General features: G+C 66.2%; 5 protein-coding genes. 4 read left to right on the forward strand and 1 reads right to left on the reverse strand.

Annotation, left to right across the window (positions count from 1 at the left end; translation table 11 throughout):
• From ETD83_RS32510 to ETD83_RS32520, 3 genes are all read left to right on the forward strand, one after another.
• A partial coding sequence (locus ETD83_RS32510; protein WP_138649038.1) for a LamG domain-containing protein occupies positions 1 to 2,504 on the forward strand: 2,504 nt, incomplete at its 5' end.
• A 112-nt stretch (positions 2,505 to 2,616) separates the two neighbouring features.
• Positions 2,617 to 9,705, forward strand: a complete 7,089-nt coding sequence (locus tag ETD83_RS45560; protein ID WP_138649039.1) for an RHS repeat-associated core domain-containing protein — start codon at positions 2,617 to 2,619, stop codon at positions 9,703 to 9,705.
• A 91-nt stretch (positions 9,706 to 9,796) separates the two neighbouring features.
• Entirely contained in the window at positions 9,797 to 10,555 is a 759-nt protein-coding gene (locus ETD83_RS32520) for a barstar family protein (RefSeq protein WP_138649040.1), read from the forward strand.
• A gap of 425 nt (positions 10,556 to 10,980) precedes the next feature.
• Here ETD83_RS32520 and ETD83_RS32525 read toward each other — a convergent pair whose 3' ends face one another.
• Positions 10,981 to 12,117 carry an IS30 family transposase gene (locus tag ETD83_RS32525; protein WP_138649042.1) on the reverse strand — a complete coding sequence of 379 codons (1,137 nt, stop codon included), beginning with the start codon at positions 12,115 to 12,117 and terminating at the stop codon, positions 10,981 to 10,983.
• Here ETD83_RS32525 and ETD83_RS45565 point away from each other — a divergent pair.
• Complete coding sequence (locus ETD83_RS45565) at positions 12,053 to 12,697, forward strand: DUF6531 domain-containing protein (RefSeq protein WP_268920523.1); 645 nt, start codon at positions 12,053 to 12,055, stop codon at positions 12,695 to 12,697. The genes ETD83_RS32525 and ETD83_RS45565 overlap by 65 nt on opposite strands.
• The last annotated feature ends 388 nt before the right edge of the window (positions 12,698 to 13,085 follow it).

Genomic DNA, 13,085 nt, shown 5'->3' on the forward strand with positions numbered 1-13,085 from the left:
ACTGGGGCGAGAAGTGGACCTCGGCGCTGACCCCGGCCAAGACCACGGGCAGCAGGTTCGAGCAGCCGCTGCCGCCGACGATCCCGCAGGGCACCAAGATCGGCTGGGGGGTGCGGGCCTGGGACGGTGAGCAGTACAGCGCCTGGAGCTACAACGGGGCTCAGACCGGCTGTTACTTCTTCTACGACCCGGCCGAACCGGAGAAGCCGACGATCACATCGACCGACTATCCGGCCGACGACGTCTGGCACGGCGGGGTGGGGCAGCCTGGCATCTTCACGATCTCCGATGCCGCGGGGGTCGCCGACCGGTACATCATCACCCTGAACGAGGAACCGCCGCGGACGGTCCACACCGCCGCCGGCGCACCCCGGCAGGTGGAGGTCGCGCCGAACCGTTCAGGGCCCAACATCTTGACGGTGCAAGCGCTGGCGCCCTCCAGCCAGGTCGGTTCGAGCGATTCTTACGAGTTCCGCGTCAATGTGGGATCCGAACCGGTGGCCCGGTTCACCCTGGACGAGGCCACCGGGACGACCGCGGTGACTGCCACTGGCCCGGGACGGCCGGCGTGGCTGCACGGTTCGGCGGTATTGGGCGGTGAGGGCAAGAACGGCACGGCCTTGAGTTTGGACGGCACCAGCGGCGCCGCGGAGAGCAGCCTGCCGATCGTCGACACGACCGAGAGCTTCACGGTGTCCGCCTGGGCTAAGCCGACGGCGCACAGGCAAGGCGAACTTGTCGCGCAATCAGGGACGTACCAGAGCGGGTTCGTCCTGGGTATGCACGCCAATGGGGCGGCGATATTCGAGTGGCCGACCGTCGACAACAACACGGCTGGCACTCCCTGGCAGTGGGCCGTGGACGATGCGCCGCTCCCGCTCGGGCAGTGGAGTCATCTGATCGGTGTGTACGACAAGAGCGCGGCGCAGATGCGGCTCTACGTGAACGGTGAGCTCCAGGCGACCGGGAACGGAGTCACACCTCTGAAAACCCATGGCCCGCTCCAGATCGGACGGAGTCTCTACAACGGCTTCTTCGTGAACAACTGGCCGGGCTCGATCGACGACGTCCAGGTGTTCGCCCAGCCCCTCTCGGCCGAGCAGGCGCAGGGGCTCGCCGGAGGAGCAACACCGCCGGGAACGGACCTGGTCGCGCACTGGAGCATGGACGAGCCGCAGGGAGAGCCCCGGGTGTACAGCACAGCCGCTCCCTGGAAGGCGACCGTGCGCGGCGCGGCGACGCTGGGTGCCGCAGGGCAAGCGGGCACCGCCATGCGGCTCGACGACATGACCCAGGCGCACGCCGGAACCGACCGTCCCCTCGTCAACACCACGCGCAGCTTCGCGGTATCGGCCTGGGTCCGCCTGGAAAAGGGAGACCGCACCCGGACGGTACTCAGCCAGGACGGCACGAGCAGGAGCGGTTTCTACCTTAAATACGATGCCGCTTATCAAAAGTGGGCCTTCTCCAAAGTCAAAGTCGATACCGGCGACGACACCACGGCCTACCAGGCGTTCTCGAAAGAGCCGGCCGTCCTGAACTCCTGGACCCACCTGGTAGGGGTGTACAACCGGAACACCGGAAAAATGCAGATCTATGTGAACGGTGACCCTGGGACCGAGAGCCCGCAGGTCTCCTCGCTCTGGTCTGCCGATGGCGGATTCCAGATCGGCCGGAGCAAGTGGGCTGGAATGCAAGCCGACCACTGGCCCGGCCTGGTCGACGACGTGCGCGTCTACGACCGGATTCTCGGTGACCGGGAGGCCGAGGAGTTGGTGACTCAGCATCCGGTGCTCAAGGGCCGCTGGAGTTTGAATGAGAGCGGTGGGGCAGACCCGTTCCCGGTGGGGGCGCCGGGGGTGGTGCTCCACAATGGCGCGGCCATTGACCCGTCTTTCGGGTTCAAGGGAGCCTCGGCCGGGGGATTGTGGCTCGGGGCGACGAGTAATGCGTTCGCCGAGACGGCGGCGCCGCCGGTGTGGACCGATGAGAGCTTCACCGTGGCCGGGTGGGTTCGCAACATGGGACGCCCCCAGCAAGCGGCGACAGTCTTCTCGCAACCGGGGGTGAACACGAACGCCTTCGTGTTGCGGTACGTACCCGGACCGGATCCGGTCGAACAGGGCGGCTGGCAGATCGCCATGCAGAACTCCGACAATTCGGGGTCCGTGCCGCTGGTGGCATCGCATTCGTATTTCTCGCTTGGTGACTGGATGCATCTCGCGGTGGTGTACGACGCGCTGCGCGATCGAGTCAGCCTTTACGTCAATGGCCAGCTGGACGAAACAGCCGATGGGGTTTCGCAGGAGAGCCAGGTCGTCCCCTTCAGGGCGGCGGGCAATGGCGGCCTCCAGGTCGGGCGCAACAAGGTGGGCACCGCCGGTGGCAGCGAATTCTGGCCGGACGCCATCGACGATGTGTGGGCGTACCAGGGCGCACTCACCCAGCCGCAGATCGCCAGGCTCGCCAGCGAACCGGAAATTCCCACCCAGACCAGTCCCTAACCCCTCCCTGCCGGGGGCCGCCCGCCCGAGCGGTGCGGCCCCTGGAACCGGCCGCAAGCCAGAACATGCCCGTGTGGGCGCCTGATACGAGCTCACACCGATGGAGGACGTCGTGAAGCCAAGACGCGTATCGCTCCGCCGTAGGACGTTGCTGCTGGAGCCGCGCCGGTCGGCGCACGTCGTCACGATCGTGACCGCGGTGGCGCTGGCGGCCGGGCTGGTGTCGGTGCCGCCTGCGCTGGCCGATCCACCGAACTCCCATCGTCCGAAGGTCGAAGATCACGAGCCGGTGGTCGACGGGCGGGCTTCGAAGACGCGTCCGCGCAAGGTGGTCCCCGCAAAGCCGGGCCCTGCGGCCAAGGCGGCATGGCCGAAGCCCGGCGCCGCCGAGGTGAGCGTGCCGTCCGGCCCTGCGGCGTCGCGCGCCGCGCGGTCGGGGAACGCCGATGATGGCGTACAGGCGGGCACTCCCCCGGTGGAGGTTCTGGCGCCCGACAAGCCGGCGCGTGCCGCGAGGTCCGCGCCCGCGGCGCGGCGGGTCCGGGTTCAGGTGCTGGACCGGCAGGCCGCCCGCGCCGCCGGCATTGACGGGCTGGCGTTCACGGTGGCCCGCACGGACGCCGCCGCTCCGGGCCGGGTGAGGCTGCGGCTGGACTACTCGAAGTTCGCGCAGGCGTTCGGCGGCGCCTATGGCCCGCGTCTGCGGCTGATGCAGTTGCCTGCGTGTGCGCTGACGACACCGGGCAAGCCGCAGTGCCGCACACCGAAACCGGTGACGGCCGCCAATGACGGGGCCGCCGGGACGCTGACCGCCGTGGTCGAGGCGGCTCCGGCCGCCACCTCGAGATCTCCGGCAGTGGCCGGTGCGATACAGAACGCGACACTGCTGGTCGCCGCGGCCGGCTCCGACAGCTCGCAGGGCGACTACGGGTCGACGTCGCTGGAGGCGTCGGCGACCTGGCAGGGCGGTGGCAGCGGCGGGGATTTCACGTGGTCGTACCCGATGCGGGTGCCTCCCGTGCCGGGCGAGCTGACACCTCAGGTCGCGGTCTCCTACTCATCGGGCAGCGTGGACGGCCGGACCGCCAACTCCAACGGGCAGCCGTCCTGGCTCGGTGAGGGATTCGACCTGTGGCCGGGATATATCGAGCGACGCTACAAATCGTGCAAGGAGGACGGGGTCCCCGCCGACACGGGAGGCAACTATCCGGCCGACCAGTGCTGGGGGTATGACAACGCGACCGTCACCTGGGGCGGCAAGGGCGGGGAGCTGATCAAGGCTGCCGACGGCAGCTGGCGGATGAAGGAAGACGACGGCACCAAATTCGAGAAGCTCACCAGCTCCTCCAACGGCAATGGTGACGACGACGGCGAGCACTGGAGGGTCACCACCACCGACGGCACCCAGTACTACTTCGGCCTCAACCGCCTGCCCGGGTGGACGAGCGAGAAGCCCGAGACCGGCTCGACATGGACCGCACCGGTCTTCGGTGATGACTCCGGCGAACCGTGCCATGGGTCGTCGTTCGCCGCCTCCTGGTGCCAGCAGGCTTACCGCTGGAACCTGGACTATGTCGTGAACCCGGGCGGGAACGCGATCAACTACACCTACGGGCAGGAGATCAACCACTACGGCCGCAACCTCAAGGCCGCGGACGAGACCCCGTACGTCCGGGGCGGGTATTTGAAGACGATCTCCTACGGGCTCCGCGAGGACGCCCTGTTCGCCAAGCCGCCGGCGCAGGTCACCTTCGCCACCTCCGAGCGCTGCATCCCGGACGCGACCTTCGACTGCGACCCGTCCAAGATCGGTGCCAATCCGGACCGCTGGTGGGACGTCCCCTGGGACCTGCACTGTGATTCCGGGCAGGAGTGCAAGGACACCCACGGTGCGCTGGCGCCGACGTTCTGGTCGCGAAAGCGGCTGACCAAGGTGACGACCCAGATCCTCACGTCCGACGGTTCGGGCTATCGGCCGGTGGATTCGTGGTCGCTGAAGCATTCCTGGGGGCTGGCCGACGTTGAACGTGACCTGCTGCTGGACGAGATCCAGCACACCGGTCACGCCGCCGACGGCTCCACCACCACCCTGCCGAAGGTCACGTTCAACCCCATCCAGTTGCCCAACCGGCTGGACAAGGTCGGCGACGACATCCTGTCCTACGTCCGCTACCGCGTCGGCGCGATCTACGACGAGTCCGGCGGCCAGATCGACATCGACTACTCCGACCCCGACTGCTCGCTGACCGATCTGCCGACACCGGAGACCAACACGGCCCGGTGCATGCCGGTGATCTGGACACCGCCGGGACGGGACGACCCGATCACCGACTGGTTCCACAAGTACGTGGTGACATCGGTGATCCAGACGGACCGCACCGGGCTGTCCCCGGACATGGCCACCAAATACCAGTACCTAGGTGGGGCGGCCTGGCATTTCGACGACGATGACGGGCTGACCAAGGAGAAGAACAAGACCTGGTCGCAGTGGCGCGGGTACGGCCACGTCCGCACCCTCACCGGGGCATACGACGCCCCGTCCACCCAGGCCGACACCTACTACATGCGTGGAATGGACGGTGACCGCAGGACCAAGGACGGCGGCACCAAGTCGGTCACCGTTTCCGATGGTGAGGGCGGAACCCACACCGACCATGACGCACTTTCTGGGTTCTCACTCAGAACCGTCCAGTACACCGGCCCGGGCGGCACCGTCCATTCCAAGACGGTCAACACCCCGTGGCGGGTGCAGACGGCCTCACGAACCCGCTCGTGGGGGACCACGACGACGAACGTGACCGCGACCGACACCTCCCGGACCTGGACGGTCAAGGACGGCGGCGGCTGGACCGAGACCAAGACCGACAACACTTTCGAGGAGTCCGGGCCGGGAGTGGGCCGGGTCACCGCGCTCAGCGACCTGGGCGACACCAGTACGCCCAGCGATGACAGATGCACCCGCACCGAGTACGCCGACAACACGGGAGCCGGGATGGTGAAGTTCCCATCCCGGCTGGAGACCGTCTCGGTCGCTTGCGCCACCACCCCCGACCGGCCCGCCCATGTCTTGTCCGACGTTCGCACCTCATACGACAACGGCGCTTTCGGCGCCGCCCCGTCCAAGGGCCGTGTCACCAAGGTCGAAAAGCTCGCAGACTACGACGGAGCCACTCCGCGGTACGTCACCCAGTCCGCGACGGTCTACGACGACTACGGCCGGACGACCAAGGTCACCGACACCGTCGGTAACCCCGCCAGCACCGCCTACGCCGACACCCAGGGCCTCACCACCCAGATCACCACCACCAGTCCGCCCGCCAGGCCGGGCGTTGCTTCCACGGCGCTGATCGCGGTGCAGCGCCTCGACCCGGCATGGGGTGTCCCGGTCACCACCATCGACCAGTCCAACCTCGGGTTGCGCACTGACCTGGAGTACGACCCGCTCGGCCGGCTGACCAAGGTGTGGCTGCCCAACCAGTCCAAGGCCAACGGCCGTAAACCCAACTACCAGTACGGCTACCACGTCACCGAGAACCACATCGTCGCCGTCACCACCACGACGCTGACCGCCGCAGGCGCAGGCCAGCGGCTGTCGGGCATCGAACTGCTGGACGGGTGGCTGCGCCCTCGCCAGACCCAGGTGCCCGGCCGGACCGGCCGGCTGATCAGCGACACCTTCCACGACGCCCGCGGTCAGGTCGTCAAGACCTACGTCCCCTACGCGGCCGAGGGAGCACCCGAAACCGAACTCTTCGGTGTCGGGACACCCGGCGCGATCGAAACGCAGAAGCGCATCGAATACGACGGCCTGGGCCGCAAGAACGTCGAGAAGGTCACCACCGGCAACGGCGCCCAGCCCGACTCCGAACTGTGGCGCACCACCTACGACTACGGCGGCGCCAACCGCGTTTCGATCACCCCACCCGACGGCGCGACCCCCACCGCGACGATCACCGACGCCCGCGGTCAGGTGATCGAACGCCGCCAGTACAAGGCCTCCACACCGACCGGTGACTACGACTCCACCACCTACACCTACACCGCCGCAGGGCTGCCAGCCACGGTCACCGACCCGTCCGGCAACACCTTCACCACCAGCTACGACCTGCGCGGTCGCGAGATCCGGACGACCGATCCCGACACCGGCACGAGCACCGTCACCTATGACGACCTGGATCGGCCCACCTCCACCACCGACGCCCGCGGCAAGAAGATCTTCATCGACTACGACGGCCAGGGCCGCAAGACCGCCACCCACCAGGGAACGGCAGACGGCCCGCTCCTGACCTCCTGGACCTACGACACCGTCGTCCGCGGCAAGGGGAAACTCGCCACCGCCACCCGCCACACTCCGGATGGCAACTACGTCAGCACCGTCCGCAACTACGACCAGCTCGGCCGCGCTGACGGGACCAGCCTCACCATCCCCGGTTCACAGGGTGCCCTCGCCGGTCTGTATCTGTTCTCCACCCAGTACAACTTCGATGACACCGTCAAAGCGCAGTCGCACCCCGCGGCCGGTGGCCTCCCGGGCGAGAGCGTCAACAGCACCTACGACGATCTCCTGCGTCCCATCGCCCTGATCGGCAGCGGCGCAAGCCCGACCGATCAAACGACTTACGTCAACGACGTCGACTACACCTCCACCAACAAACCTCAACTCCTCGAATTCGGGCCTGACGGCAAACACACCTGGCAGACCTTCTCCTACGAGTACGGCACCCAACGTCCCGCCACCGCCCGCGCCTATCGCCAGGGCGTCCAAGGTGACGACCGCTTCGCCACGTACCACTACACCGACGCCGGCACCATCACCTCGATCACCGACGTGTCCCGCGACGGCATCGACAACCAATGCTTCACCTACGACTACCTGCAACGCGTCACCCAAGCCTGGACCCAGACCACCACTGACGCTTGCGCCGCCCAACCCACTGAAGCCCTCATCGGCGGCCCGGCACCCTACTGGCAGACCTTCACCTACGACAAGGCGGGCAACCGCACCGGAGAGACCCGGCACGGCATCGGCGGCGTCGCGGATACCGTCCGCACCTACACCTACGCCCCCGCCGGCCAGGGAAACCGGCTCACCCAGGTCGCCCAGACCGGTCCCTCCGGGAACCGCACCGACACCTACGCCTACGACGCCATCGGCAACACCACACACCGGGCCCTCGACGCGGGTCTCGGCAACACCGGTCAAACCCTGGAATGGGACACCGAGGGCGAGCTGGCCAAGGTCACCGAGAACGGCAACGACGTCACCTTCGTCTACGACGCCGACGGCAACCGCCTGATCCGCAAAGACCCCGGCGGAGCCACCCTCTACCTGCCCGACGGCACCGAACTACGCGCACTCAACGGCGCCGCCACCGCCACCGGCATCCGCTACTACACCTTCGCGGGCCAGACCGTCGCGATGCGCACCTCCGACGGCAACATCACCTTCCTGGCCGGCGACCACCAGGGCACCGCCCAGATCGCCGTCAATTCCACCACCCAGCAGGCCACCGTCCGCCGCTCCACCCCCTTCGGCGCGGTCCGCGGCATGGACGACGACGCCACCTGGCCCAACGACAAGGGCTTCCTCGGCGCCACCAAAGACCCCACCGGTCTCACCCACCTGAGCGCCCGCGAATACGACCCCGAAACAGGCCGCTTCATCTCGGTCGACCCCGTCATCGACCATGCCAACCCCCAGCAGATGAACGGCTACACCTACGCCTCCAACAGCCCCGTCACCTACAGCGACCCATCCGGCCTCCGGACCGACGGCTGCGAGGTCAACCACGACTGCAGCAAGACCCCGCCCAAGGCGCCTAAGGGGTCCGTACGCTGCCATTCCTATTGCGGCCCGGTCACCCCCAAGGGCGGCGCCAAACGCGGCGGAGACCGCCTCGCCGCACCCGTACTCGGCCGGAGCCTGCCGAGAAAGACCTACCTGCACCTGCTCAACCTCGGATACCGCGGAAGCCAGGACTTCACCCTCCGCGACGCCATCGCCTTCCTCGGCGCCGGCCTGGACGACAACCAATGGGACGGCTTCTGCCGCACCATCAACTCCAGCGCCCAGAGCCTGTGCCACATCAACCCCTTCACCGGCCACGACACCACCGACGCCGGTCTCAAACCGGCCCTCGTCGCCAGCGGGATCGCCGCCGTCGTCGTTGCCGGCGTAGTCCTCTGCGCTGCCGGCGGCTGCGAATCCGGAGCCTTCCAAGCGGCCGGCCTCGCCTGCGCGAGGTCAGGCGTGTGCCGCGTCGCCGTCTCCGCCGCCCTGAACGCCGGGGGCGCCATCAACAGTGGCTACGGCGCCGGAGAGGCCCCAACCGGAGCTTTGGGAGGAAGCGGGTCGTGGCTGAGCCAGCTTGTTTGCCGGAGCAGCTTCGTACCAGGCACCAAGGTCCTCATGGCCGATGGAACCAAGAAGAACATCGAGGACCTAAGAGTCGGCGACAAGGTTCTAGCCACCGACCCCGTAACCGGAGAAACCAGGACCGAATCCGTCCTCGGCACCATCACCAGCAAGGGCGACAAGAACCTGATCCAGATCGCCATTGATGCTTCATTCCGCTTCCGGGTGACGGGCGATGAGCCGAAGTCGGCCTTCACAAAGCTCCACGGCCTGCATCGTTCGGAGAGCGGCGTGATCATTGCTACCGACACCCACCCATTCTGGGTCGCCGGCGAGATCAACGCGTGGGTCGAGGCCGCCGACCTGAAACCCGGCATGTGGCTCCGCACCAGCGCAGGGACCTACGTCCAGATCACCGCCACCAAACACATGACCACCCACAACCAACGCGTCCACAACCTCACCATCGCCAACCTGCACACGTACCATGTCGAAGCAGGGGCGATCCCCGTCCTGGTGCACAATGCCGGGTGTCTGTCCGATCCCCTGCCCCAGGGTATGTCGAAGAAGATTGTCAACGAATACGACAATATTAGGGCGGGGAACGGCGTACCTCGTATAGACCCTCGGACGGGTGGGCAGACAGTGTTCCAAGGAAGAGGGCACCATCAGAGATTCTGGGCCGGCGCCCTGGAATATGAAGTACCGAATACCAGGGGTAATGGGACTCGTATTCTGGAAAAGACGCTGCCGGACGGGCGCAAGGTCATGGGATGGACCACGGATCATTACCAGACGATCAAACCCTTCTCTGCACCGCATTTCCCTGATTCCGGATGGGAGTGAGGAGATGAGATTTGATAGAATGGATGCGCTCTGGTTTCATTCACCGATGGCACTGCGATGGACGGTGTGGATTCAGTTGGAGTGATTTAGGATGGATGATAACGGTACGCGCTCTCCGCTAATCCGCCTGGTTTGTGAAGAAAGTCAAGACACGTTGCTGGTAGCGGATGAGGTGCAGGGCTTCTTCGTGGACCCACTTCGGGGCGAGAGTGGTCAGGTGACCCTTGCTGGCGTGCCCCGTGCTCCCGGTCTTCCGCAAGGAAGCTTCTCCGATGTAGGACTGCATATCATCAATTATCGGGGCGAGGTGATTGGCAGATACTACATCGGGCGAGTATGGATAGGGACTCCCCAAGCGAGCTCCTGCGAGGCAGAGGTCGTTGACCTAGAGGCCTCTTTCCATGGTTATCATTGCCCCTATCCAAAAGCTGGCACCATCTGGCGCAGGTGGGCCTCTGAACGACCTATTCGCTGCGGCGAATGGCATCAGTACTCAGTCGACTATCACTCGAGTTGGCTGCATGTGGTCCAGACTTCCTGGTTTGAGTCGGGCCACGGCATCATCAAGCACGGGATAGGAGATACGCTGTCGATCGACGGCAGTAATATCACTACCGTCGCGAGTTTCTACTGTGCAATTGGAGAGGCCGTCAATGGCGCAGGCGGATATTTCGGATCCAATTTGGACGCGTTCGCCGACTGTCTTGCCTCGGGTCAGGAAATAAGATCTTTGACAAGAGTGATTTGGGATAACTATTCGGTCTCATTTCGGGCTCTGGGAGAGGAGTTTATTGACTCTATTATGACTATACTCGGAGAATTTGATATCGAAGTTGCCCTACACAAATAGGGCCCAATGTATCCACAGCCGCAAAAGAGATTCCGTCACCGGCGGACCGGACCCGCTCAAAGAGCTACGGGAACTGGTCGCAGCCGTAGCGACGATGTAGGGCGTTGGCGACGTCCTGCTCGCCAGCGGTCATAGCTCGTGCGTGGAGCCCAGGCCCCGATACCGGTAATCCGCTGTCCGCAATCTCCATTATGAAGCGTCCCTTTTGGGATTCGGTCAGATGATGGTGTTAGCATCTGATCATCCCCGCGACATGACCACCATTTCATCTCACCTGCGCTGATGCGTGTTATTGGGGGTTGCTGTGTCGGCTTCTCGTCGGACGGCCGTTCCTCATGGGTAAGCGCGGTGGTCCCCGCGGGCGGGGCGGTGCCAGGGGCGGCCCGGCGGCCCGTGGTGTGTTCGGGAAGATGGCCGGCTTGAGTTCAACCGGTCGATGCAACAATCGCCGCCAACCTATCAGCGGGCGTCTGGAACCCGAGGGTCTTGCGGGGCCGGGTGTTCAACTTGAGGGCGATCTGGTCCAGCTCTGCTTGACAGTAGGCGCTCACGTCGGTGCCCTTGGGGAGGTATTGCCGCAGCAGCCCATTGGTGTTCTCGTTCGAGCCGCGTTGCCACGGACTCTTGGGGTCACAGAAGTAGACCTGCACATCGGTGGCGACGGTGAAGACTTGATGGTCGGCCAGTTCCGTGCCGCGGTCCCAGGTCAGCGACTTCATCAGCCCGTCGGGTAGCCGCCGGGCCTGGCGGGCGAGCGCGGACACCACACTGACGGTGTCCTTGCCCCGCACCTTCACCAGCGCCACGAACCGCGAGTGTCGCTCGACCAGCGTCGCGACGTGGGTGTTCTTGGCCCCAGCGATCAAATCCCCCTCCCAGTGCCCCGGCACGGCCCGATCCTCGGCCTCGGCCGGGCGCTGCCGGATCGAGACCGCATCGCGGATCTGCCCGCGCTGCTGGTCGGCGGTGCTGGCCTTCTTGGAACGCCGCATCGTACGTCGTCGCCGCAGGTGAGCGGTCAACTCCTTGGCCAGCACGCCACGGGCCTGGATGAACAGGCTGCGGTAGATGGTCTCGTGCGACACCCGCATCTCCTCCCGCTCGGGATAGGCGGCCTTCAGCCAGCCGGAGATCTGCTCGGGCGACCAGTCCTCGGCCAGCCTGGCGGCAACCACCTCACACAGCTCGGCGTCGCGCTGAAGCAGGCACGGCTTGGGGCGGCGGGCGTTGCCCCAGGCACGAGCATCAGCCTGCGCGGCCCGATAGCGCTCGCGACCACCGTGCCGCCCCACCTCCCGGCTGACCGTCGACGGCGGGCGCCCCAGCCGAACCGCGATCTGCCGGAACGACTCCCCGCGCGCCAGGCCACGGGAGATCTCTTCCCGGTCAGCCAGAGTCAACGCGCCAGCCGCCCGCTTGCGCTCGGCTGGGACATACCCGCCATTGGCGGCCACCACGTGGTGGATCGACCCGGGCACCTTGCCCAATGCGCGGGCGATGTCGCTGAGCGACTGTCCTTCCTTCCAGCGCCGCCACACCTCGCGCTTCTGCACGTCCGACATCCCGGGACGCCCGATCTTCGCCACGCAACACCTCCGAGGGCCTCTTCTACCTCAGGCGTTGCATCGACCACTTGACTACACCGGTGACTTCTTTCCGGCTCCCAAGCGGCGCGGACGCAGTCGCGGGGGAGCACCGAGCCCGAATGGCCGTGGTCGCCGTGGGCGGGGCCGTCCTCGTGACGGTGGCCGCCGGAACGGCAGTCCGCAGTCGCAGGCGCGTCCGACCGAGTCGACGCCCAAGGGTGGCGACCCGATCAGCATCGTCACCGGGGACGTGCTGCTGTCGCAGGTGGACGTGTCCCTGCCGGGCGTCCTCCCGCTGCTTCTGGAGCGGACGCATATCTCGTCCTATCGGGCGGGCGGTTGGTTCGGTCCGTCCTGGGGCTCCACCGTTGACCAGGCACTGGAGCTCGACAGCGAGGGCGTCCATTTCCTAGGGGCGGACGCGACCGTCCGCACGTATCCGCAGTACCTGGTGCCGAATGTGCCGTTCATGCCGAGCGCAGGGCCACGCCACCCGCTAATGGGAGGTGCCGGGTTGGCCTGCGGGGCAGACTCGGTGCCTGGTAGCCGCTGGTGAGTGAGCACTCCCACCCGCTGGACCGATGTTCGAGTCCTGGGGTTAGACCGTGTCCTCATCGGTGGTCCGGGGGCCTAGATCACTGATGGGATGTCGTGCCCGCCCATGGCGGTGTGAGCACTGGTCCATTAGCACGCGGAACGGCTCTCGCAGGCTGCTGATGGTGTTGCCGGGTGATGTGGAGGATCAGGTGCTGTTCGTCGGTGATGACTGGGCCGAGGACCATTGGACCACCCCGGGTCGGCTGGAGGCTCCGATACTTGGAAGGGTGAGGGGCTATGGCACCCCCGAGGAAGTACTCCCCTGAGCTGCGGGAACGCGCGGTTCGGATGGTTTTTGATGTTCGTGAGCAGACCGGTGAGCGGACTGGGTCGATCGCCCGGGTCGC

Source organism: Actinomadura soli (genome assembly GCF_005889715.1).
GTDB lineage: Bacteria > Actinomycetota > Actinomycetes > Streptosporangiales > Streptosporangiaceae > Spirillospora > Spirillospora soli.